Below are 23,953 nucleotides of genomic sequence, written 5' to 3' on the forward strand. Positions count from 1 at the left end.
GTGATCCCCTCATTCTTATTAAATTTTATTTAGCTAAAGTACTCATCAATAGCTCTAGTATCCATGGTTGCTTGTCTAAAAATAGTTTCAAAATCCGTTTTCAAGTCTTCAAAAGATACAGGAATAACTTTCTCGTTTTTAACAATTTTTAAGTTAGCTGTTTGCTTTTCAATCTCTTCTTGACCAATTGTTAAAATGGCTTTTGCTTCATACTTTTGTGCCTGTTTAAATTGTGCCTTTATCTTACGATCAAAATAATCTCTATCAGCTGAAAAACCTTGTTGACGAAGGGCTTGAACCATAGAGAAGACTTCTTCATTCGTTTCTTGACCAAGTCCTATCACAAAAACGTCTAGATCATCCGTGCTAGGAATATCAATGCCCTCGTCTTTAATCAACATGACAAGTCGCTCCATGCCCATTCCAAAACCAAAGCCTGGTGTTTCAGGTCCATCCAAGTCTTGCACTAGTCCATCATATCGTCCGCCGCCACAAATAGTTGCCTGAGCACCAAACGCAGCTGAGTCTGTCATGATTTCAAAAATAGTTTCTTGATAATAATCCAAGCCACGTACCATGTTTGCATCAATTTCATAAGGAATATTCAAGGCTTTTAGGTAGCTTTGAACTGTTTCAAAATGCTTAGCAGATTCTTCTGACAGAAAATCAAGAATACTTGGCGCATCTTTTACTAACTCTTGGTCTTTTTTATCTTTGCTATCCAATACTCGCAAAGGATTCTTGTGCAAGCGTTCCTTAGAATCTCTACTCAATTGGTCACTTAAAGGTTCCAGATAATCAATTAAAGCTTGACGATAACGTTGGCGATCACTTGGTTGTCCCAGACTGTTGATGACTAGTTTAATTTTTTCTAAGCCAAGTTCTGTTAGCAAATCCCAGGCTAATGCAATGGTTTCCGCATCAATAGCTGGATTGGTTGAGCCGAAGACTTCCACACCAATCTGATGGAACTGACGACTACGACCGGATTGCGGACGCTCATAACGAAACATGGGAGACATATAATAGACCTTATATGGTTTTTTATGCTCTGGTCCAAACAACTTATTTTCTACAAAAGAGCGAACGATGGAAGCCGTGCCCTCCGGTTTAAGTGCCATATGACGCTCACCTTTGTCGTAAAAATCATACATTTCTTTTGAAACAATATCCGTGCTATTACCAACTCCCCTAGCGAACAGGTCATAACTTTCAAAAATTGGAGTTCTCATTTCTGCAAAGCGGTAATCATTCATCAAAATTCGTGTTGTTTCTTCAATGTATTGCCAAATACGAGTGTCTTCAGGTAACAAATCAGCTGTTCCTTTTGGTCTTTGGATCATTTTATCCTCTCCTTTACATACTTGTTTAACAGTTTTCGAATAGAACTAGGGTTGAATATACAAAAAAAGCCTCACTTCATAATGAAGTCAGGACGAATTATCGTGGTACCACCTTGGTTTGAAAAGTTAACCTTTTCCTCTTGAAGTAACGGCTCTTACCGGAATAACTTTGCATTATTCACCTCAGGATTGTCTTCGTCTCAATAGTCTACAAAAAGCTTTCAGCCACGGCTTTTCTCTCTAAATGCTATCTCAAGTACTCTCTTCCTTCAAAGGTTTTCTTTGATAGACTCTAATTTACTAGAAGAAAGGGCATTTGTCAACAAAATGAAACATAATTTTTTGCACAAACAAAAGTAATATTGGTATAATGACTAAAATAAGTAAAAGAAACGCTTTACATTTGGGGGACAAACATGAAATCGATACAAAGATTCTTTTTAAGACTCTTTTCAATAGTAGCTGTAAGACAGCTTTTAATCTTTGTAGCTATGATGGCTACTTTAACCGTTTTGGTCTGGCCATTAATTGGCACACCTTCAACTACTGAAAATATGGGCTTAACCACAGCAAAACCATTATATAGTGATTACACAAAAACAGACCATGTCTTAAAAGAACTACCGGTCGGAACCAAGTTCACCGTCATTTCGACTGAAAATGGCTGGACTAAAATTAAATTAAGCGATGGATCAACAGGCTGGGTTAGCGGACTAGATCCTAATCAAAACCCAGAAGAAACTACTTTTCTAGATAACCCAATCGACCAAGTTGCTACCATATCCAGCTTAACCGCAAATATTTATGCACTGGCTCAAAAACAATCACAAGTATTAGGGTCTGTTAACAAGGGGGATCATCTCTTTTTATTACGAGACTTTGGCAATGGATGGCTACAAGTTCAATACAATGGACAGGTTGGTTGGCTTGACGCTAAAGAAGCTAACATTCATGAAATTGTTTCGGTAATTGCTGGTGAAGATGTACCTTTGTACGAAAAATCTTCAGTCACTTCCCCTGTTTTAACATCTTTAAGCGCAGGAACTACTTTACAGGTTCTTGAAAATCAAGGTCAATTCCTCAAAGTCTCTTATCAAGAATGGACTGGCTTTATTGAAACAGATTTAGTGAATTTTTCAATTGGCACTATGAGAAACTTATTGCGTGACCAGGCGTCCTTGCCCACAACAGCTAGCAATAAGAAAATATTGGTGACACGTTTGAATGGCACACCAATTAACCAAGAAGCTGATGCTAACAGTCGAGTAGTTGAGACTTTATCATCTGGAACTATTATTGATTACCAAGATCGACAAGGCGATTATTACCGCATTACCTTAAAAGATGGAAGTACTGGTTACCTTGGCTATTGGCTAGTATCCACCAATTTCCCTAGCATCGAAAGTGATAGCACCATCCCTAGTTCGCTGGCAACTGCAACTATAGTCATAGATGCAGGACATGGTGGTGATGATCCTGGAGCAGTCGTTGATTTTTCATCGGTACACGAAAAGGACTTAACCTTAAGTACTGCTAACAAGCTCAAAAGTCTCTTAGAGGCTGTTGGAACGAAAGTCATCATGACTAGAAGTGATGATAGTAGTGTCAGCCTCATCAATCGAGCAGAAATTGCTAATGCTGCTGATGCTGATATTTTCATCAGTATACACTATGATGCCTCTGAAACAGATAGCCTAAGTGGTACAACAACTTACTACTACAATCAAAATAACCGTTCTTTAGCTAACACTATTAATAAATATCTAGCTATGAGATTGCGTTTACCAAACAATGGCTATTACTTTGAGAATTATGCCGTGCTAAGAGAAAATTCTCAGCCAGCTGTCTTATTAGAATTAGGCTATATTAATAACAGAAGTGACAACTCTATCATTTCAACACCTTCGTATCAAGAAGATGTAGCTACAGCTATCCTTGAAGCCCTACAAGAATACTTTCAACCATGATGTTGTGATAGCAACGAGATAGTTCTCTCTAATTTGATGACTCTTTAATTTCTAATAGCAGAAATACGCTACAAGAATCATTTAACTAATGATTCTTGTAGCGTATTTTTAAACACTATTTGTCTTTGGAATCCAAAATAATAGTAGCTGGCCCATCATTGATTAAAGAGACTTGCATCAAAGCACCAAACTCTCCCTTTTCAACTACATGCCCCTTTTTTACCAAAGACTCATTGAAATATTCATATAATTTTTCACCAAGCTCTGGTGAGGCTGCATTGGTAAAACTTGGCCGATTGCCCTTCTTGGTATTGGCCAATAAGGTGAATTGGGAAATAGATAAGATAGAGCCATTCACTGCTTCTAAATCTAAATTTGTCTTCCCTTCATCATCCTCAAACAGCCTCATCTGACTAACTTTACGAGCCAGATAGTCACAATCTTCTTCGGTGTCATCCTTACCGACTCCGACAAGTAACAGATAACCTTTCTTAATAGCGCCAATGATCTTCTCATCAACAAGAACGCTAGCTTGGCTAACACGTTGTAATATAACTCTCATTTGTCCTCCTATGAAATGACCCGTCTAACACTGTATACATCAGGAATCTGCTTAATCTTATCAACAATGAAATCCAATTGTTCTAGGTTTTGGATACCAATTTTCAAAGTAATCATAGCAATCTTATTGGCATCAACCTTACCATTCACCGAATTAAGATTTTTTGTGATGCTATTGATGACATTTAAAACCTCATTCAAGAGTCCATTACGATTATAACCTTCCACAATAAGTTCAGTATCATACTGTTGTTTACTGTCACTGGTATCTTCCCAATCAACTTCAATTAAACGGCTCTGTTGTTCTTCAGGAAGTTGTACATTAGGACAGTCTTTTCGATGGACAGAAATCCCCCGACCTTTCGTAATATAACCCACAATTTCATCCCCTGGAACTGGATTACAACAGCGGCTAAGACGCGTTAAGAGATTGTCCACTCCTTCAATGATAACTCCACCTTCATGGCGAATTTTCATTTTTTGATTGTCTTTATTGGACTTAGTTTCTTTCTTTTGAATTTCAAATGTCTCTTCTACAGTTTTTTGTTGTTCTAGTAACCGTCTTGCTTTCTCTGTTAAGCGATTGGCAACAGTTTGAACAGAGATTTCACCAAAACCAATAGCCGCAAACAAGTCGTCCTCTGTCGTAAAATTAAATCGACTGGCCGCTTCTTTAAGAGCTGTTTTGGTCATAAATTCCTTTGGTGAAAATTCCAATTCAGTTATTTGTTTTTCTAACAAATCTCGTCCACGAATAATATTTTCATCACGATCTTGTAATTTGAAAAAGCGTTTAATTTTATTTTTTGCCCGACTTGTTGATACAAGATTAATCCAGTCTCTGGAAGGACCGAATGAATTGGACGAGGTTAATACTTCTACAATATCCCCATTTTTTAATTGATAGTTGAGGGGTACAATTTTGTTATTAACTTTGGCTCCTATGGTTTTGTTTCCAATCTCCGTATGGATATTATATGCAAAGTCCAGTGGTCCTGACCCGGATGGCAACTCTGAAACATCGCCTTTCGGTGTGAAAACATAGACCTTGTCTTTAAAAATATCTTCTTTAACACTCTCCATAAAGTCATTGGCGTCATTAGAGTCATCCTGTAATTCAATTAGGTCATTAAACCAATCTAGCTGCTTTTGAAGTGGGTCACTAGCTACTTTTTGAGTGGTACCTTCTTTGTAAGCCCAGTGAGCTGCTACCCCGTATTCAGCTACTCGATGCATTTCAAATGTTCTAATCTGAATTTCGACTGGTTTTCCGCCAGGGCCGATAACCGTTGTATGAATAGACTGATACATATTGGCTTTAGGCATAGCGATATAGTCCTTAAATCGACCAGGCATTGGCTTCCATTTCGTATGGATGGCCCCTAAAACAGCATAACAATCACGGATGGTATCAACTAAAACACGAATAGCTAATAAATCATAGATTTCGTTAAACTGTTTCTTTTGATCCTTCATTTTTCGATAGATAGAATAAATATGTTTTGGGCGGCCATATATTTCAGAATGTAATTGTAATTCTAAAGTTGCTTCATCAATATTAGAAATGGTTGTTTGAATATACTGTTCTCTTTCTTCACGTTTGGAGTTCATCAGGTGAACAATGCGATAGTATTGTTGCGGATTTAAATACCTTAAGGAAGTATCTTCCAACTCCCACTTTATTTTGTTCATCCCCAAACGATGAGCTAACGGAGCATATATTTCTAAGGTTTCATTTGCAATACTTCTTTGTTTTTCAGGTTTATGAAAATTAAGCGTTCTTAGATTGTGCAATCTGTCTGCTAATTTGACCATAATAACTCTTAAATCGTTGGCCATGGCTAGAAGCATTTTTCGATGGTTCTCTGCTTGCTGTTCGACATGCGATTTAAATTTAATCTTCCCTAGTTTTGTAACGCCTTCTACTAAAAAGGCTACATCTTTTCCGAATTCATATTCAATGTCATCGATTGAAAATCCTGTATCTTCAACAACATCATGCAAAAAACCAGTGGCAATTGTATCCGGATCTAGTTTCAACTCGGCTAAAATGCCTGCCACTTGAATAGGATGAACAATGTAGGCTTCGCCAGATTTTCGAATTTGTTCTTTATGAGCAAAGGTTGCAAAATCAATTGCTTTTTCAATAAATGCAATATGTTGTTCATTCATATATTCTTTGCATAAATTCAAGACATCATCGGCTGTGTAATTTTTATTTTTTGACATTGTACTTACCTCCTATTCATTTTATTTTGCTTATTATATCGTAAAAATCTTGAATTGTCAGACAAAAAGTCTCTTTTATAACTAATATCCAGTAGTATCACCACTAGCTTGTTTTTCAACAATAGCAACACCGTTAGAGGCACCTAGACGAGTTGCCCCAGCTTCAATAAATGCCATAGCATCTTCATAGGTACGAACACCACCACTTGCTTTAACACCCATATCAGGCCCAACAGTTTGACGCATTAGGGCAACATCTGTAACGTTTGCTCCACCACCAGCAAAACCAGTAGATGTTTTAACAAAATCAGCTCCCGCATCTTTCGCCAATTGGCAAACTTTCACTTTTTCATCGTCGTTTAACAAAGCTGTTTCAATGATAACCTTGCTAGTTACTCCATTAGCAGCATCAACAACAGCTTTAATATCTTCATGAACTGTATCAAAATCACCAGTCTTAGTAGCCCCAATGTTGATGACCATGTCTACCTCATCTGCTCCATCAGCAATGGCTTGTTTTGTTTCAAAAGCTTTCACAGCAGCAACATTCATACCTTGAGGGAAACCAATTACCGTACACACTAAAACATCTGAACCGGTTAATGCTTCTTTAGCCGTTTTTATCCAGTAAGGTTGCACACAAACCGATTTAAAGTCATACTCTTTTGCTTCTTTACACAATTGTATAATCTCTTCCATAGTAGCGTCTGGTTTTAATAATGTATGGTCAATCATTTTAGCTAATTTTGTCATCTTGTCATCCTCTTTCGTTAATTAATTCTGTTTGATAGGAAATAGCTGATAAAGCATATAATGGCGCTGTTTCTGCGCGTAGTATTCTTGGTCCCAAACCACAAGGAACAACTCCCTGGCTCTGTAAAAAATCAATTTCGTTTTGATCAAAACCGCCTTCTGGTCCAAATATCATTAAGATGGAGTCTCCACTTTTTACCTTAGACACTAAGGATGCGAAATGCGAAGTCTCTCCCTGTCTAGCACTATCTTCAAAAGCAACTAGACTGGCCGTATAGTCACTTGCTTTTGAGCATAAGTCTTTAAGTGAATGAACTTGGTCAACAAACGGAACTAGACTTCGATGCGATTGCTCTGCAGCTTCTTTGGCTATTTTTTGCAATCGTTGAATTTTCTTTTGACTCTTGTCTTCTTTCCATTTTACCATGGTTCTTGTGGTATCTAGTGGGATAATTGAAAAAGCACCTAATTCAGTAGCCTTTTGGGTAATCCATTCTAGTTTATCACCTTTAGGAAGTCCTACTGCTATGGTTACTTTGACTGGCATCTCAGCAGACTTCACCTTATCCACTTGCAAGCTGACTTCAAGTTCTTGGTCATGTATTTGCGTAATGGTAGCAATAAAAGTTTGTTGTGATTGGTCGACAAGATAAAAAGAGCTGCCAATGCCCATTCTCATCACACGCAACATATGATGGAGTGTCTCCTTGTCAAAACCAATCGTTGATTCCGACTCATTTACATCTCTATCAATAAAATATCTTTGCATAACTAGTCCTCATTCCCTTTTGTGAAAATGAGACAGTTCCAGTCTCCCAGTTGCATGGATTGTTTTAGATAAAATCCATGTTCTACATATGCATCTACTACAGAGTCTTTTTTGCTGTCAATAATACCCGATAAAATTAAATGTCCCTTGTCTTTCAAGTTTCTGTAAGCATCTTGAGGCATCTTAACTAAAATTTCAGCTAAAATATTAGCGATAATAATATCTGCTGGAAGATCAATTCCTTCTAATAGATTATTTTCAGAAATTTTTATATCAGAAGCAAACTCATTCAAAGAAATATTTTCTTTGGAAACACGTGTAGCTAGTTCGTCAATATCAAATGCGTAGCTGTCACAAACTCCTAGTGCCTTAGCTGCGATGCTTAAAACTCCAGAGCCCGTACCAACATCTAAAATCGTTTCACCACCCCGTACCAACTGTTCTAAAGCCATTAATGACAATTGAGTGGTTGGATGTGTTCCTGTGCCAAAAGCCATACCCGGATCCAGTTTGATAATGATTTCATGCTCTTGACTAGCTTTGTAATCAATCCAGCTAGGTACAATGGTCAAATAACGACTAACTCGTACTGGAAAATAATAGGCTTTCCAAGCATCAGCCCAATCGCTTTGCCCCATTTGAGAAATTTCTAAGGTATTTTTTCCAAGCTCCAAACCAAATTCTTTCAAAGCTTCTAGTTTTTGCAGAATGTCAGCTTGTAATTGGTCATTCCATTCTTCCTCAGTAAAATATGCTTTGACAAAGACATCTTCATTGGAAAACAATTCTGACTGATTTACTTTTAGCCATTGCAACTGCTCTTCATTTAGTTGAAAAAAATCTGCTGGATCTTCAATGGAAACCCCTTTAGACCCTGCTGCGATTAAGATTTCTGAGATAGCTTCAACACTTTCTGTATGTGTTTTAACAGTGGCTTCAATCCACTCCATTTAACTCCTCCTTTTTTGTTTTAATAGCGCTCACCTATCTTGAAGGCAAACAACTTTACCTCTTTTTCCTATTACTCTACTATACAACACTTTAGCCAAATTGACGAACTTTATTATATTTAAAAAATGTCTAAAAATAGTATAATATTTGCTAGTGTATTTGTATTTGCTCGGTATTTTTAGTATTATAATAGAGATAGTTGACTAAGTCAGTCTTCTACTATTTAATAATCATAAATCTAGAGACTATAAAAATCAATATGAGGTGTAAGTTATTTATGGTAAAAACATTATTAACAACAAAAGATATTTTAAACAAAACCTTCAAACACTCTTTTAGAGGCTTTGACATTGGAGAAGTTGACGAATTTTTGGACGCAGTTATCAGAGATTATGATGCTTATCAAAAAGAAATTGCTTTTTTACAAAATGAAAATGAGCGTCTTATTGCTAAAGTCGATGAATTGTCAAGACAAGCCAACGTTTCTCAAGCAACTCGTCAAACAACTCCATCCGGCGGCGTAACCAATTTTGATATCTTAAAACGTTTATCGAACTTAGAAAAACATGTTTTTGATTCAAAATTATCAGAAAACACTACGGAACCTGACCAAGCAAGTGATGATGACCTTTATAAAACACGTGTCATCTCCCCAATAAACGATTAATCATTATCTTGTAAATTCTGAGTAATTGCGGTCTATTTGACATAGGCTGAGGAAAGTCCATGCTCGCACAAGCTGTGATGCTTGTAGTGTTCGTGCTTAGCGAAACAATAAGCTAAGGCAATCAATTGATTGACGGCAGAAGAAATGGCTAAGGGCGATGTCTATGCCAGACTATTCTTGAAAGTGCCACAGTGACGTAGCAATCTCGGAAACGTGATTGGTGGAACGCGGTAAACCCCTCGAGCGAGCAACCCAAACTATAAGGTAGGGGCACTCTTTTTAGGAATCCAACGATAAAAGAGACATATGAACATATGTAGACAGATAATTACTGAAGCTAACAAGACCTGATTGTTAGCGGAACAGAACATGGCTTATAGGAATTTACAACAGGTTTTTTTATCTGAGACGTTTGTCTCAGATTTTTTTAGGAACTTTACATTTAGATAGATAAACCAGTTAGAAATAGGAGGTTATTTATGCACCAATATCAATTAGTGGCTACTGCAGCTGCTGGTATCGAAGCCTTAGTAGGCAAAGAATTAAAAGACTTGGGCTATGAGTGTCAAGTTGAAAACGGAAAAGCTTTTTTCAAAGGAACTGATATGGATATTGCCAAAACCAATATCTGGTTAAGAACAGCTGACCGGATTAAGATTGTTTTTGGAAACTTTACCGCTACTACCTTTGACCAACTTTTTGAACAAACCAAAGCTCTCCCTTGGGAAGACATCTTACCAGTTGATGCCGAATTTCCAGTTTCAGGAAAATCTGTGAAATCAACTCTATATAGTGTGCCCAATTGCCAATCCATTGTAAAAAAAGCCATTGTTACACGATTAAGTGATGCTTATTCCAGACGAGGACAATTACCAGAAACCGGGGCCCTCTACCCTATCGAAGTGGCTATTTTGAAAGATGTGGTATCTTTAACGATTGATACTAGTGGGACTAGCTTATTTAAACGTGGTTACCGTACTGAAAAAGGTGGCGCACCACTAAAAGAAAACATGGCTGCTAGTCTTGTCAAATTAACCAACTGGTACCCAGACAAACCATTTTATGATCCAGTTTGTGGTTCAGGAACAATCCCTATTGAAGCTGCCTTGATTGGTAAGAATATTGCACCAGGTCTAAATAGAACATTTGCGGCACAAGAATGGACTTTCTTTGATTCTAAAGCTTTTCCAACCGTAAAAGATGAAGCTCGTAAGGCCATTAAAGAAGATGTTCAATTGGATATTCTAGGGACGGATATTGATGGCTCCATGATCGAGATTGCTAAAAGGAATGCTGAAAAAGCTGGCGTTGCAGACCAGATTGTTTTCAAACAGATGCAACTGTCCGACTTCAAAACCAATAAGGACAATGGCGTTATCGTAGCTAATCCCCCTTACGGTGACCGGTTACTTTCTGAAGAACAAGCCCAAGCCCTTTACGCTCAAATGGGTGCTACTTACAAACCTTTAACAACATGGAGTAAGTATATCTTAACCAGTGACTTAGCTTTTGAGACACACTATGGTCAAAGAGCAACCAAGAAAAGAAAACTATACAATGGCGCAATAAGAACTGATTTGTTCCAATTCTGGGGCAAGCGTACTCCAAGAAAAATTGAAAACTAAAGAATGGCTTACCTACTATTTGTAACTAAGTCCTCAAATGAGATTGATCAGAAATAACAGTGTAAACCATAGTTCAAAAAAATTAGCTTATTCAAAAATCGTCAAGTTTCTCGAACAACTTTCGAGAAACTTGACGATTTTTATGTCAATAAAAATAACTGTCAATACAGCTCTTTCAATAATTATTTGGCGTAATCTACTTAGGTGTATACTCAATATCAAGAGAAGGAAGTTGTTTTTGATATCTTTACCACAAGGTAGTTTAATAATCCTCCATGTTTAAGTTTTTTAAATCTACTCCTATTCTCTCAATCATTTGCTCTAGATCTGCACCCGTATCTCGTTCATCATCTGCAATAGCCTTCTTTACTTTATGTCCAATTAATTCATCATAAATATCTTTAATCTTTTCATTAAATCTATCATTGTATCTGTTGGATATTCTTTTCCATACAAAAAAGTTTTTATTGGCATCAGAATCTATCTTGGTTTCATCAGTAGAAACAGCCTTATTTTTGACATGGTCACGCTCTTTTAGAAGCATAAGAAAATAGATATACGCTTTTGGAATGAGAATACAAATAGTAGGATTCTCTCGAAAATTATTGATGAAATGATAAGAAACATACTGATCTCGTGTTAACCATCTCATTGGCAACTCTTCCTCATTCATCTGAACGATTTTACGACCACTAAAGACAGAACGAGAATAAGCAAAAAGGATCATTTTAAGTAACATTCTTGGGTGGTGATTAGGACGACCCGTAAAGATTAAAGAGTCAGAAAATTCGGTATCTGGAATGGAATCAACGAATTGACTGATAAAAAGTGCATCATGATCTTCAGGGATCGTATAATCAAAATTTGGTACAAGTGAACCTTCTGAGCTATCATACTGTTTATACATTCAAGCGCCTCCTGATTGTGGTTTTCTGTTACTAACATTGTATCATGTAAGCACTTTGTTGGTTGCAAAATTTTGTATTAAAAAAAAGAAAAAGATGCTTCTCACAGGATTTGTGGAAAGCACCTTTTTAATTGTCATTTATGCATATTATGCGGTTAAGAATCCTGTATAAGAATCTGTATTCAATATTCTACGTGCATTTTCAACACGTTCTGGTGTTGGTGGTTCAATACCATCCAACTTATATGGGATTCCTAGATTTTTCCACTTGTATACCCCTAATTTATGGTAAGGAAGAATTTCAAATTTCTGAACATTTTTTAATTCTGCAACAAAGTCGCTCAATCGGTATAAGTACTCGTCATAGTCAGTTCTCTCAGGCACAAGGACATGACGAATCCAAACTGGTTGACCTTTTCGAGAAAGATATCTTGCCAATTCTAGAATATTATCGTTTGGCCAGCCTGTCATTTTGCGGTGCCCTTCTGAGTCAATGTGTTTTAAATCCAAGAGAATCAAATCAGTATATTGAAGTAATTCTTCAAACTTGCTGAAAAATGGTTCGTCATAAGTGAAAGGCATACCACAAGAATCAAGCGTTGTGTGTACCCCTTGTTCCTTACATTTTCTAAAGAAGTCAATTAGAAAATCTATTTGTAGAAGTGGTTCCCCACCGCTGATGGTGACACCACCCTTTTTCCCCCAGAAAGGACGATATTTCAAAGCTTCTTGTAACAATTCATCTGTTATTCTTTTGTGGCCCGTGCCAATATTCCAAGTGTCTGGATTATGACAAAACTCGCAACGCATACGACAGCCTTGCATAAAAGTCACAAATCGAATTCCAGGACCATCTACTGAGCCAAAACTTTCAGTAGAGTGAATATAACCGACTACAGGTTCAGTCATTTCTGTCCCACTCCTTTTCACTAATGTAAATAAGCGAATGGACGACAGTGTCCATCCGCTTATTTGTTGATTTCTATTCACAACATCTTAAGTGAGTTTGTCTTACATGCTTTCGTGCATTGTACGGTTGATAACATCCAATTGTTGTTCACGAGTTAGCTTGATGAAGTTAACTGCGTAACCAGACACACGGATTGTTAATTGTGGGTATTCTTCTGGATGTTCCATAGCATCTAATAAAGTGTCACGGTTGAATACGTTGATATTCAAGTGATGACCACCTTTAAATGCATAACCATCAAGCATAGCCACTAAGTTATCTTCTTGTACATCTAATTCACGTCCTAAGGCTTTAGGAATGATTGAGAATGTATTTGAGATTCCGTCAAGTGCATATTCATAAGGAACTTTTGCAACTGATGAAAGTGACGCTAAAGCACCATGAGTGTCACGTCCATGCATTGGGTTAGCACCCGGTGCAAATGGTTCGCCGGAACGACGTCCATCAGGTGTGTTACCTGTTTTCTTACCATAAACAACGTTAGATGTAATGGTAAGAATTGACGTAGTGTGTTTTGCATTACGGTAAGTTTTGTGTTTTTTAACTTTGGTCATGAATTCTTTCAATAACCAGATAGCAATGTCATCGGCACGATCATCATTGTTACCAAATTTAGGGAAATCGCCTTCTACATCGTAGTCAACTACTAAGCCGTTTTCATCACGGATAGTTTTAACCGTTGCATATTTGATGGCTGATAATGAGTCAACTGTTACAGAGAATCCAGCAATACCTGTTGCCATTGTACGTAGAATTTCTGTGTCATGAAGAGCCATTTCAAGTCTTTCATAGCTATATTTGTCATGCATGTAGTGGATAATGTTTAGAGTATTTAAGTACATACCACATACCCATTCCATCATGTCGTTAAATTTGTCTACAACTTCTTTGTAGTCTAAAATTTCGCTTGTGATTGGTTGGAATCTTGGTCCAACTTGAGCTTTAGATTTTTCATCAACACCACCATTGATAGCATATAACAATGTTTTCGCTAAGTTCGCACGAGCTCCGAAGAATTGCATTTGTTTACCGATACGCATTGCAGATACACAACATGCGATTCCGTAGTCGTCTCCCCATTCAGGACGCATAACATCATCATTTTCATATTGGATTGCTGAAGTGTTGATAGATGTTTTAGCAGCGAATTTCTTGAAGTTTTCTGGTAAACGTGTTGACCAAAGAACTGTCAAGTTTGGTTCTGGCGCTGGGCCTAAGTTGTTTAGTGTGTGTAAGAAACGGAAGCTGTTTTTTGTTACCAATGGGCGTCCATCTTCACCAACACCAGCGATTGATTCCGTTACCCAAGTTGGGTCACCTGAGAATAAATCATTGTATTCAGGTGTACGAGCAAATTTAACTAAACGTAATTTCATAACAAAGTGGTCAACAATTTCTTGTGCTTCTTCTTCTGTTAATGTTCCGTTAGCTAAGTCACGTTGTACGTAAATATCTAAGAAAGTAGATGTACGTCCTAATGACATCGCTGCACCGTTTTGTTCTTTAATAGCTGCTAGATATCCTAGGTATAACCATTGGAAAGCTTCTTTAGCTGTTGTAGCAGGTTGAGAAATATCAAAACCATAGATATTTCCTAATTCTTTTAATTCTAATAATGCACGGTATTGTTCAGAAACTTCTTCACGTAGACGGATAACGTCTTCTGACATAGTTCCATCACCAATGTTAGCATAATCTTTTTGTTTTTCAGCAATTAGACGATCTACTCCATATAGAGCGACACGACGGTAGTCACCAATGATACGTCCACGACCATAAGCATCAGGAAGACCAGTGATAACCCCACTCTTACGAGCTGCACGAATTTCAGGTGTGTAAGCATCAAAGACGCCTTGATTATGTGTCTTACGATAGTCACGGAAGATATGAGAAATTTCTTCATCAATCTTGAAGCCATAAGCTTCAGCTGATGCTTCACTCATACGGATACCACCAAATGGTTGCAAGCTACGTTTAAATGGTTTTTCAGTTTGGAATCCAACAACTGTTTCTAAATCTTTGTTTAAGTAACCTGGTCCGTGTGAAGTAATAGTAGATACAACTTTTGTATCCATATCTAATACGCCACCAGCTTCACGTTCTTTAACATTAAGTTCCATTACTTGTTTCCATAATTCTTTTGTTGCTTCAGTAGGTCCAGCAAGGAAACTGTCGTCTCCTTCGTATAGGTCAAAGTTTTCTTGGATGAAGTCACGTACGTTTACTTCTTGTTTCCAAACATTACCCTTAAAACCGTTCCATTGTTCCATTCTTGTTCCTCCTTAAATTTTTACCCTTTGTGAAATATATAACAGTTATTTACATCTTTATTATAACACTTTTTTAGAAAAGCGCAACAGATACAAGAGGAAAAAGTCAAAAAAATTTAAAAAAATGCCTATAAACACACAAAAAAGCCAATATTTGGCAGTATACAAAAGAATTTAAAAATATCAACAACCACTAGATATAGAATAAACTGTATTAAAAAGCCACAGATAACTGTTATATAATACAGTCATCTGTGGCTATACAGAGCATTTTATTCTCCAATAGATAGAATATTGACGTGGTTTTTCACAATGTCTGTAACCTCTTCCACATCATCCTTAAACAAGTATGACCCATTAGAAGTACGTTCTGACAAAGCATAAGAGGATGGGTCTACGTCAAAGACTTGTCCTTTATCGGTTCGCACGGTAAAGCTTTCTTCTTTAGTAAGCAGATTAGATACAAAGATCATTCGGTGAGGTCTAACTTTCAGTTCTTTAAGAACCATAAGCCCTCGCTTGGCCCGACTTAAAATTGAAACTTCCTCAGGATTCATTCGTTTAACCCCTCCTCTTTGCGTCACAAAGAGTAAGGCAGGACGACTAGTTTGAGATGGATATATAGTTCCGGCCACTAAGTAATCTTCTTTTCTAAGATTAATAGCTTTTACACCGCTAGCTATCGTTCCAACAATAGGTACTTCATCCAAGGTATAACGCAAGGCAAAACCACAATGGGTCGTCAAGAAGACTTGATAGTCTGGTCCAGTTGCTAAATGGATCGCAACAACTTCATCACTTGCCGTTTTTAACTTAATAGCTTTACTGGTTCGAGTTTTGTAACCTCTAAAAGATTGGAAATCGTGGAAATAGGTTTGTTTAATCATACCCTCTTTGGTCATGAAAACTAATGTATCAAGCCCTTCGTTTAACAGTTTAGGAACGATTTGGGCTCTTAAAACCCCTTCATTAGCTACCAAAGTAATGGATTGGCTGATATGTTGTCCCATATCTTTCCATTTCATATCTGGTAATTCATGAACAGGAATATGGATATAATTACCCTTATTGGTAAAGGCAACCAAATTCGATAGTGTAGATGTTTTTTGAGCTAGCAAGATCTCATCATCATCTTTCATAGCTGGCGCTTCAGATGCAGAGGCCTGATAAGAGCGCAAGCTAGTCCGTTTGTAGTAGCCTTGTTTAGTGACAACTACCATGACTTCCTCATCTGGGATTAGGATTTCTTGTTCTATCTTAATTTCTTCTATCTTATCTTCAATTTGTGTTAAACGTGGCGTAGCATAAGTCTTCTTGATGGTTCGAAGTTCGCTCTTCATGACTTGTAGAAGAACCTTTTCAGATTTTAAGATACTTTGATAGGTTGCTACCTGTTCATTCAAATCGAGTTTTTCATTTTGTAGAGCTGTAATATCGGTATTGGTTAGACGATATAATTGTAAGGACACAATAGCCTCTGCTTGAATTTCAGAGAAACCAAACGCTTCTTGTAACCGATTCTTAGAATCTTTTTTATCTTTACTCTCTCTAATCAATGCGATTACTTCATCTAAAATCGATAAAGCTTTCATCAATCCATCTACAATGTGCAATCTGTTTTGAGCTTTTGCCAAATTGTAAGTTGTTCTCTTGGTGATAACTTCTTTTTGATAGTCAATATAGGAACTTAAAATCTTTTTTAATCCTACTTGCATAGGCCGACGTTCATCAATGGCTACCATATTAAAATTATAATTGATTTGTAAATCAGTATTTTTAAAAAGATAGTTCAATATGCCATCAGCATTCGCTTCTTTTTTTAATTCGACAACAATTTGGAGGCCTGTACGGTCAGATTCATCACGAACTTCCGCAATGCCTTCGATCTTACGATTGACACGAATTTCATCCATTTTTTTAACTAGATTAGCCTTGTTCACCTCATAAGGAATTTCAGAAATGACAATTTGTGACTTTCCGCCTTTAATAGCTTCTATAGCTGTTTTTGAACGTACGACTACCTTACCTCTACCTGTTTGATAGGCAGATTCTAATTCTTCAACCCCTTGTATAATAGCACCTGTTGGAAAATCAGGTCCTTTGACAAAGGTCATCAAATCCTTAACGGTTGCATTTGGTTTGTCGATAAGATGAACAGTAGCATCAATCACTTCGCCTAAGTTATGAGTAGGTATTTCTGTTGCGTAACCAGCAGAAATACCTGTTGATCCATTAACCAATAAGTTAGGGAAACGGGCTGGTAAAACAGTTGGCTCTTGATCGGTATCATCAAAATTTAAAACAAATTCTACTGTTTCTTTGTCAATATCTCGTAATAATTCTTCCGAGATTTTTGACAAACGGGCTTCCGTATACCGCATAGCAGCAGCTGGATCGCCGTCCATACTACCATTATTGCCGTGCATTTCGACCAATACTTCTCGCAATTTCCAGTCTTGGCTAAGGCGAACCATGGCTTCATACACAGACGAGTCTCCATGGGGATGGTAATTACCGATAACATTCCCTACCGTTTTTGCCGATTTCCTAAATTGTTTATCACTACTGTTGCCTTCTGCATACATAGCATATAAGATACGACGCTGCACTGGTTTTAAGCCGTCACGAATATCAGGAAGGGCACGGTCTTGGATGATATATTTAGAATAGCGACCAAAACGATCGCCCATGACATCTTCTAGGTTCAATACTTGAATGTCTTGTTCAGTGGTCATCTTATTCCTCCTCTAACAATAGAGATAATTGTTGAGCATCATCTAGATTCTCTTGGTGATGAATTTGTTCTTCCATAAGCTCTTCACTCGTTACATTCTTGGCCGCAGCACGAGGAAGTTCTGTTTCTAGAATGCTCTTTTCATCGCCTAAACGAAACTCTACATGTTTTTCAATCCATTTTCTACGTGGTTCTACTTTGTTACCCATTAAAGTGCTGACACGGCGTTCTGCTTGAGCTTTGTCATCTAGAACCACACGAATCAAAGTACGTGATTCCGGGTCCATAGTCGTCTCCCACAATTGATCAGCATTCATTTCCCCAAGTCCCTTGTACCGTTGCAATAGATAACCTTTGCCCACTTTTTTAATCTTTTCTTCAAGTTCACTTTCTGTCCAGGCATATTCGGTTACTTGTTTCTTTCCAGTGCCTTTAGAAATTTTAAATAACGGTGGTAAGGCTAAATAAATTTTACCAGCTTCAAAAAGAGGCTTCATATAGCGATAGAAGAAGGTCAAGAGCAAGACTTGGATGTGGGCTCCATCTGTATCGGCATCCGTCATGATGACGATTTTATCATAGTTACAATCTTCAATTTGAAAATCGCTTCCTACACCAGCTCCAATGGTATAAATCATAGTATTAATTTCTTCATTTTTTAAAATATCAGAAATAGAGGCTTTTTCTGTATTGATAACTTTCCCTCTAAGAGGTAGTATAGCTTGAAATTTACGGTCACGACCTTGTTTGGCTGAGCCACCAGCAGAATCTCCCTCAACTAAATATAATTCATTTCGTTTTGGATTTTTGCCTTGAGCGGGTGTTAGTTTCCCTGATAAAATGGTTTCATTTTTCTTTTTCTTACCATTGCGTGACTCTTCGCGAGCTTTTCTTGAAGCATCTCTAGCTTCACGAGCCTTAATAGCTTTTCGCAATAGTTCTTGTGCGATTTCGCCATTTTCAGCCAAAAAGTAGCCTAGTTGTTCATTAACAATGTTATCAACTATTCCTCTAGCCTTTGGAGTTCCTAGTTTGTCTTTGGTTTGGCTTTCGAATTGAAGAACTTCTTCTGGAATTCGTAAGGATACGATGGCTGTAATCCCTTCTCTTACATCACTTCCTTCAAGATTACGGTCCTTTTCTTTCAACATACCAATTTTTCGAGCATACTCATTAAAGGCTTTTGTCAAAGCTGTCTTCATCCCTACTTCATGGGTCCCCCCATCTTTGGTACGTACATTATTGACAAATGACAGAATGGTCTCTGAGTAGCCATCATTGTATTGAAAGGCAAATTCCGTTTCAATGCCTTCAATCTCACCATCAAAATAGACAACCGGTGAAACGGTATCTTTTTCTTCGTTCAGATAATCAATGAAATCACGAATCCCATTGTCATAATGGAAGACTTCTGATTCTCCAGTCCGTTCATCCAGTAAACTGATGGTTAAGTCTTTTAAAAGAAAAGCTGATTCACGTAATCGTTCCGCTAATGTTTCATACGACCAATTCAAGGTTGAAAAAGATTCTGCACTCGGCAAAAAGGAAACTGTCGTTCCAGAATGTTTTTGAGCTGTTTTAGCCTTTTTCAAATTGCCTTTCGGTTTTCCGCCTTGAACAAAATCTTGAGTGTATTCAAAGCCATCACGTCGAACTGTTACTTTTAACCAGTCTGACAAGGCATTTACCACACTGGCACCAACGCCATGTAGACCTCCAGATGTTGTATAGCCGCCCTTACCAAATTTACCACCCGCATGTAAGATTGTAAAAATTACTTGAATGGTTGGTTTGCCAGAAGCGTGATTCCCAGTTGGCATACCACGTCCGTTGTCAGTCACGGTAAGAGACAAGTCTTTGTGGATAACGACATCTATTTCTGTTGCATATCCAGAGAGTGCCTCATCAACTGCATTATCCACAATCTCATAAGCCAAATGGTGCAATCCTCTTTGGTCGGTTGAACCGATATACATGGCTGGTCTTTTTCTAACAGCTTCCAAGCCTTCTAGGACTTGAATAGATTCATCATTATATGCGTTTTTATTTACTTTTACCATTATCTAACTCCTTTACCTGATCCCTATCTAAGTAGATGACCACTATTGCAAGAACATCTATTCTATAATACTTCAAATCTGTGATTTTGCAAGACATTGACAATTATTCCTTAAAGAAAATACACTTGTAAAAGACAAAATTTAATTTTCATGATAAACTGGAAATAGTTTACAAAAGGAGTAATTGACGTGAATCTACCAATTATAATGATTAACTGCCTTCTGGCTTATTTATTAGGGTCCATTCCTTCTGGTGTATGGGTTGGCCAATATTTTTACCAAACGGATATCAGACAGATGGGTAGCGGTAATATGGGTACTACCAATACCTTCCGCGTCCTAGGTCCAAAAGCAGGAACCATAGTCTTATTTATGGATCTTGCTAAAGGAGCAATTCCAGTTCTCATTGCTACCTATCTACTACCAACATTTCCATTTAGTCCTCTGTTTGTTGGAGCCTTTGCCGTTTTGGGGCATACCTTTCCTATCTTCGCCCAATTCAGAGGCGGCAAGGCTGTTGCAACCTTTTCTGGGGTAATGCTAGCCTATATTCCTCTAGTTGTTTTAGTTTGTCTAGTAATCTTTCTAGTGACCCTTTACCTCACTAGAATGGTTAGCTTAACCAGCATGGTCACTATAAGCATTGGTGTTCTTTTAACCTTGTTTTATCAGGATTGGTTTTTAACCACAATATCCCTTGTAGCAGACCTCTTTATCATCTATCGCCACCGCTCAAATATCAAACGAATCCTAGACGGAACCGAAAGCAAAGTGACCTTCCCTTGGGAGAAGAAACAAGATACAAAATAAGTGAAAACTGAATACAAATTCTAAGCATTAAAAAAACGCCCAAATTACGGTTCAAACGGAATTTGGGCGTTTTTCGATTTGCAAACTTATTCGGAATTCATTTTGAAGTCTAATAAGATAGTTATAAAAGAATCTCGGATAATCTGGCAACTCTCCTAAAAAACTTCAATCGTGTAATCCATAATAAACTCTTTACCAGCATCTAAATGTTGGATACCTAACTTATCTTGCAACTGTCCATTAGAATTGATATCATCTGGCAAACCAGTCCATGGCTCAATACATAAAAACGGCGCATGATTAGTTAACGTCCACAAACCTACATAAGGAACACTAGAATAAGTCAGTGCAACACCACTTGGGTCTTTTTCACTACGTATGGAGATTTTAGTCGCATTTGGCGTTTTATACAAAAGTAAATCATTGGTAAACAAGTCGTGTTTCAAAGCGATTTGTTTAGGAGCATCTCTAACAATAAGAGATTGATCGATGTAGGCACCATTTAGCGGGTAACGATCGATTGGGCCTGCTGTTTTGATCTCAACAAAGTAATCTTCAAAGCTTAAGTCTTTTGCTAATGGTACGTTAAAGGCTGGATGACCACCAACTGTGAAATACAAGTCATTGTCACCAGCAACCACCTTGTATTTAACAACTAAGGTATCCTTAATCAAATGGTAAATAATATGAAATTCATAGTCAAATGGGTAGTTTTCCAGCTTGGTAGTTCGGCTAGATAAAACAAAATCCAACCGATTAATAGACTTATCTGCCAACTCAAAGATATGATCTCTGGCAAAACCATGTTTGGTCATGCTATACGTTTGCCCTTGATAGGAATACTGGTCATCTTTCAAAGCCCCAATAAACGGAAATAAAACGGGTGATTGTTTGTTCCAAAAGCCTTCTTGTACTTGATAAAGATACTCTTTTTGATTGCCTCTTGAGAATAAAGAAGTTAATTCAGCTCCCTTATCTTTCACGGTAATCGATAAATAGTCATTTTCAATTGTATAGTTCATACGTTTTCTTCCCCCAGTAACTCTTAGTCTTTTTCTAGCTCTTGACGAATGGTCTCTGCAATATTCTGATTCTTAATCTTAATAAATGTCCCTTTCATACCCAGACTGCGACTATCAATGATTCCAGCAGACTCCAATTTTCGAATGGCATTAACAATGACTGATCTCGTAATCCCATATTCTGTGGCAATTTTTGATGCGGTAATAATCCTTTCAAGACTATCCAAATTGTCAAAAATAGCACGAATAGCTTGCAGCTCACTATAAGATAAACTGTTTAAGGCTAGTTGCACATTACGTCTCTCCCGATTGACTTGTGCAATTTGCTCTGTTTGCCAGTGTAGCAGCTCAGTCCCGATGACTGTCGCAGCATGTTCGGCTAAAAGCAAATCACTTGTTGAAAAAATTGGCTCAATGCGCCCCATAATAACAGAACCTAAACGACTACCAGAGGCAAAGATTGGAATAATTGTCGTTTTACCCGAAATAAATTGAACTTTTTCTTCTACTGGAAAAATAGTCAATTCTGAGTCAAAAGCAATATTTTCACTGGTGCTTTCTATATGCTTTAGTTGGTCTGTGTAAAAACTAGGCAACTGACGTTTTTGAATATAGTCAGTTAAGCGAGGATTAGAAACTTTAAATTCATCATGATACCCTAATATTCTGCCTTCTTTTGAAATGATATACAAGTCCACCTTTAACATGGCACCCAACATTTCGGCCAAAACATCAAAAGGTAAATCAGATGCAGACTTATCTACCCACATATTTTCATGTTGCAATACGCGATTAATCTTCCGTAAATCTCTTAAAACACTTTCCACTCAGCCATCCCCTTTTTTCTATTTGAGTAATGGTTGCTTATAAATCAACCATTACTCAAACCCATTTATTTTTATAGAATGTATCGGCTTAAATCTTGATCTTCTTGAATGCTTGCTAACTTACTGTCAACATATTGTTCTGTAATTTGGATAGAACCCATATACATATCAGGAGCTTCAAAGAGTAATTCTTCTAATAGCCGTTCTAAAATAGTATGCAAACGACGAGCTCCAATATTTTCAGTACGACTGTTAACATCAAAGGCAATTTGAGCTAGACGTTTTACGGCTTCTTTGGTAAAGATGACCTCAATATTTTCAGTTGCAAGTAAGGCCTTGTATTGTTTTAATAAGGCATTATTTGGCTCCGTTAAAATTCTTTCAAAGTCCTCTTCCGTTAAATCTTGTAACTCCACACGAATTGGAAAACGCCCTTGCAGTTCTGGCATTAAATCACTTGGCTTAGCCACATGAAAGGCACCTGAAGCAATGAAAAGAATATGATCGGTTTGAATCATCCCATATTTGGTATTGACTTGACTACCCTCAACAATTGGTAAGATATCTCTTTGAACACCTTCTCTAGAAACTTCTCCACCGCCACCTTGATGGTTTCTAACGGCAATCTTATCAATCTCATCAATAAAGATAATTCCTGATGTTTCAGCTAACTTTAAGGCTTCTGCATGAATATCTTCTTGGTTAACTAGTTTGTCCGCTTCTTCTTGAGTTAATAATTCAATGGCCTCCGCTACAGTAACGGTCCGTTTTGATTTTTTAGCCGGTGTTAGGTTTTCTAGCATAGATTGGATTTGACCCATTTGCTCCATAGCCCCACCAAAATTTCCAGCTTTTAACTGTTTTTCAGTAACTTCAATGGTGACTTCTTGGTTTTGTAGTTTGCCATCACGTAATTGTTGTTCTATTTCTTTGCGTGATTTAGCAACTTCTTCCGTTACTTCTTCTTGCACCTTAGGCTCCATACCCGTTTGAGGAAGTCCTAATGATTCAAACATAGATGCCATTTGGTCACGTTGTGGGTCTCGAACTTGTTTCATAATGCCTGGTTTCATTAACTTGGCTAATTTCTTAATAGCGTTGCTATAGGCTTGCCCACGAACTTCTTCTTTTTTAACCTTTGCCACAATCTGAATGGCATTTTCAACTAAGTCACGAACCATCGATTCAACGTCACGACCAACATAGCCGACTTCCGTAAACTTAGTCGCTTCAACCTTGACAAATGGTGCATTGACCATGGTTGCCAAACGACGAGCAAGTTCCGTTTTACCGACTCCGGTAGGTCCAATCATCAGTAAATTTTTTGGCGTTACTTCTTTTTTCATTTCTTCATCTAGGAGAAGACGGCGGTAACGATTTCTAAGGGCTACAGCTACAGCTCGTTTGGCATCATTTTGTCCAATAATATAACGGTCTAATTCCGCTACAACTTCTCTAGGTGTCATATTAATTTCTTGATTCATAGAT

Annotated in this window: 18 protein-coding genes, 1 other RNA gene and 1 other annotated feature; of the genes, 5 read left to right on the plus strand and 14 right to left on the minus strand. The window is 37.5% G+C overall.

Annotated elements, in window-relative coordinates:
- Positions 1–29: 29 nt before the first annotated feature.
- Complete coding sequence (hisS, locus tag NPA36_RS00390) at positions 30–1,343, minus strand: histidine--tRNA ligase (protein ID WP_256944141.1); 1,314 nt, start codon at positions 1,341–1,343, stop codon at positions 30–32.
- 85 nt (positions 1,344–1,428) lie between these two features.
- Positions 1,429–1,625, minus strand: a binding site (T-box leader).
- Between the two features lie 134 nt (positions 1,626–1,759).
- Between hisS and NPA36_RS00395 the strand changes: the two genes are divergently transcribed.
- Positions 1,760–3,310 (plus strand): N-acetylmuramoyl-L-alanine amidase, encoded by a 1,551-nt coding sequence (locus NPA36_RS00395; RefSeq protein ID WP_256944142.1) that lies wholly within the window; start codon positions 1,760–1,762, stop codon positions 3,308–3,310.
- A gap of 115 nt (positions 3,311–3,425) precedes the next feature.
- Here NPA36_RS00395 and dtd read toward each other — a convergent pair whose 3' ends face one another.
- From dtd to prmA, 5 genes are all read right to left on the minus strand, one after another.
- On the minus strand, positions 3,426–3,872 hold the full coding sequence (gene dtd / locus NPA36_RS00400; RefSeq protein WP_256944143.1) for a D-aminoacyl-tRNA deacylase: 447 nt from the start codon (positions 3,870–3,872) through the stop codon (positions 3,426–3,428).
- An 8-nt stretch (positions 3,873–3,880) separates the two neighbouring features.
- Positions 3,881–6,100, minus strand: coding sequence for a RelA/SpoT family protein (locus NPA36_RS00405; RefSeq protein ID WP_256944144.1), 2,220 nt, complete (start codon positions 6,098–6,100; stop codon positions 3,881–3,883).
- 81 nt (positions 6,101–6,181) lie between these two features.
- A complete protein-coding gene (gene deoC, locus NPA36_RS00410; protein ID WP_256944145.1) occupies positions 6,182–6,853 on the minus strand; it encodes a deoxyribose-phosphate aldolase in 672 nt (223 codons plus the stop codon).
- A gap of 4 nt (positions 6,854–6,857) precedes the next feature.
- Complete coding sequence (locus NPA36_RS00415) at positions 6,858–7,622, minus strand: 16S rRNA (uracil(1498)-N(3))-methyltransferase (RefSeq protein WP_256944146.1); 765 nt, start codon at positions 7,620–7,622, stop codon at positions 6,858–6,860.
- Between the two features lie 2 nt (positions 7,623–7,624).
- Positions 7,625–8,572 (minus strand): 50S ribosomal protein L11 methyltransferase, encoded by a 948-nt coding sequence (gene prmA / locus NPA36_RS00420; RefSeq protein WP_256944147.1) that lies wholly within the window; start codon positions 8,570–8,572, stop codon positions 7,625–7,627.
- A gap of 278 nt (positions 8,573–8,850) precedes the next feature.
- Between prmA and gpsB the strand changes: the two genes are divergently transcribed.
- The 3 genes from gpsB (at position 8,851) to NPA36_RS00435 (ending at position 10,865) form a co-directional block, all read left to right on the plus strand.
- Positions 8,851–9,240 carry a cell division regulator GpsB gene (gene gpsB, locus NPA36_RS00425; RefSeq protein WP_256944148.1) on the plus strand — a complete coding sequence of 130 codons (390 nt, stop codon included), beginning with the start codon at positions 8,851–8,853 and terminating at the stop codon, positions 9,238–9,240.
- Positions 9,241–9,253: 13 nt separating this feature from the next.
- Positions 9,254–9,622, plus strand: an RNA gene (gene rnpB, locus NPA36_RS00430) — RNase P RNA component class B.
- Positions 9,623–9,719: 97 nt separating this feature from the next.
- The gene (locus tag NPA36_RS00435) at positions 9,720–10,865 is read left to right on the plus strand and encodes a THUMP domain-containing class I SAM-dependent RNA methyltransferase (protein ID WP_256944149.1); all 1,146 of its coding nucleotides are present in this window, start codon (positions 9,720–9,722) and stop codon (positions 10,863–10,865) included.
- Between the two features lie 262 nt (positions 10,866–11,127).
- On the opposite strand, the gene NPA36_RS00440 is transcribed toward NPA36_RS00435, so the two are convergent.
- The 5 genes from NPA36_RS00440 to parE all read right to left on the minus strand — a co-directional run bounded on the left by NPA36_RS00440 (position 11,128) and on the right by parE (position 19,806).
- Positions 11,128–11,772, minus strand: a complete 645-nt coding sequence (locus NPA36_RS00440) for a transposase (RefSeq protein WP_256944150.1) — start codon at positions 11,770–11,772, stop codon at positions 11,128–11,130.
- A gap of 147 nt (positions 11,773–11,919) precedes the next feature.
- Positions 11,920–12,681 (minus strand): pyruvate formate-lyase-activating protein, encoded by a 762-nt coding sequence (gene pflA, locus NPA36_RS00445; RefSeq protein WP_256944151.1) that lies wholly within the window; start codon positions 12,679–12,681, stop codon positions 11,920–11,922.
- Positions 12,682–12,783: 102 nt separating this feature from the next.
- Positions 12,784–15,012 (minus strand): formate C-acetyltransferase, encoded by a 2,229-nt coding sequence (gene pflB, locus NPA36_RS00450; RefSeq protein ID WP_256944152.1) that lies wholly within the window; start codon positions 15,010–15,012, stop codon positions 12,784–12,786.
- 272 nt (positions 15,013–15,284) lie between these two features.
- Positions 15,285–17,747 carry a DNA topoisomerase IV subunit A gene (gene parC, locus NPA36_RS00455; RefSeq protein ID WP_256944153.1) on the minus strand — a complete coding sequence of 821 codons (2,463 nt, stop codon included), beginning with the start codon at positions 17,745–17,747 and terminating at the stop codon, positions 15,285–15,287.
- A 1-nt stretch (position 17,748) separates the two neighbouring features.
- A complete protein-coding gene (gene parE, locus NPA36_RS00460; RefSeq protein WP_256944154.1) occupies positions 17,749–19,806 on the minus strand; it encodes a DNA topoisomerase IV subunit B in 2,058 nt (685 codons plus the stop codon).
- A 207-nt stretch (positions 19,807–20,013) separates the two neighbouring features.
- Here parE and plsY point away from each other — a divergent pair, with 207 nt between their 5' ends.
- Positions 20,014–20,616 (plus strand): glycerol-3-phosphate 1-O-acyltransferase PlsY, encoded by a 603-nt coding sequence (gene plsY, locus NPA36_RS00465; protein WP_256944464.1) that lies wholly within the window; start codon positions 20,014–20,016, stop codon positions 20,614–20,616.
- 155 nt (positions 20,617–20,771) lie between these two features.
- Here plsY and NPA36_RS00470 read toward each other — a convergent pair whose 3' ends face one another.
- From NPA36_RS00470 to hslU, 3 genes are all read right to left on the minus strand, one after another.
- The gene (locus NPA36_RS00470) at positions 20,772–21,638 is read right to left on the minus strand and encodes an aldose 1-epimerase family protein (RefSeq protein ID WP_256944155.1); all 867 of its coding nucleotides are present in this window, start codon (positions 21,636–21,638) and stop codon (positions 20,772–20,774) included.
- Positions 21,639–21,661: 23 nt separating this feature from the next.
- The gene (codY, locus tag NPA36_RS00475) at positions 21,662–22,465 is read right to left on the minus strand and encodes a GTP-sensing pleiotropic transcriptional regulator CodY (RefSeq protein WP_256944156.1); all 804 of its coding nucleotides are present in this window, start codon (positions 22,463–22,465) and stop codon (positions 21,662–21,664) included.
- Positions 22,466–22,536: 71 nt separating this feature from the next.
- Entirely contained in the window at positions 22,537–23,949 is a 1,413-nt protein-coding gene (hslU, locus tag NPA36_RS00480; RefSeq protein WP_256944157.1) for an ATP-dependent protease ATPase subunit HslU, read from the minus strand.
- Between the last annotated feature and the right edge of the window lie 4 nt (positions 23,950–23,953).

The organism is Granulicatella seriolae, assembly GCF_024543085.1.
Classification (GTDB): Bacteria; Bacillota; Bacilli; order Lactobacillales; family Aerococcaceae; genus Granulicatella; species Granulicatella seriolae.

Bases quoted from the DNA above. Each gene is read 5' to 3' on its own strand.
- gpsB (WP_256944148.1), top strand. From the start codon at position 8,851: ATGGTAAAAACATTATTAACAACAAAAGATATTTTAAACAAAACCTTC.
- prmA (WP_256944147.1), bottom strand. From the start codon at position 8,572: ATGGAGTGGATTGAAGCCACTGTTAAAACACATACAGAAAGTGTTGAA.
- hisS (WP_256944141.1), bottom strand. From the start codon at position 1,343: ATGATCCAAAGACCAAAAGGAACAGCTGATTTGTTACCTGAAGACACT.
- NPA36_RS00395 (WP_256944142.1), top strand. From the start codon at position 1,760: ATGAAATCGATACAAAGATTCTTTTTAAGACTCTTTTCAATAGTAGCT.
- deoC (WP_256944145.1), bottom strand. From the start codon at position 6,853: ATGACAAAATTAGCTAAAATGATTGACCATACATTATTAAAACCAGAC.
- NPA36_RS00435 (WP_256944149.1), top strand. From the start codon at position 9,720: ATGCACCAATATCAATTAGTGGCTACTGCAGCTGCTGGTATCGAAGCC.
- pflB (WP_256944152.1), bottom strand. From the start codon at position 15,012: ATGGAACAATGGAACGGTTTTAAGGGTAATGTTTGGAAACAAGAAGTA.
- NPA36_RS00440 (WP_256944150.1), bottom strand. From the start codon at position 11,772: ATGTATAAACAGTATGATAGCTCAGAAGGTTCACTTGTACCAAATTTT.
- parC (WP_256944153.1), bottom strand. From the start codon at position 17,747: ATGACCACTGAACAAGACATTCAAGTATTGAACCTAGAAGATGTCATG.
- plsY (WP_256944464.1), top strand. From the start codon at position 20,014: ATGATTAACTGCCTTCTGGCTTATTTATTAGGGTCCATTCCTTCTGGT.
- NPA36_RS00405 (WP_256944144.1), bottom strand. From the start codon at position 6,100: ATGTCAAAAAATAAAAATTACACAGCCGATGATGTCTTGAATTTATGC.
- NPA36_RS00415 (WP_256944146.1), bottom strand. From the start codon at position 7,622: ATGCAAAGATATTTTATTGATAGAGATGTAAATGAGTCGGAATCAACG.
- hslU (WP_256944157.1), bottom strand. From the start codon at position 23,949: ATGAATCAAGAAATTAATATGACACCTAGAGAAGTTGTAGCGGAATTA.
- pflA (WP_256944151.1), bottom strand. From the start codon at position 12,681: ATGACTGAACCTGTAGTCGGTTATATTCACTCTACTGAAAGTTTTGGC.
- NPA36_RS00470 (WP_256944155.1), bottom strand. From the start codon at position 21,638: ATGAACTATACAATTGAAAATGACTATTTATCGATTACCGTGAAAGAT.
- parE (WP_256944154.1), bottom strand. From the start codon at position 19,806: ATGGTAAAAGTAAATAAAAACGCATATAATGATGAATCTATTCAAGTC.
- dtd (WP_256944143.1), bottom strand. From the start codon at position 3,872: ATGAGAGTTATATTACAACGTGTTAGCCAAGCTAGCGTTCTTGTTGAT.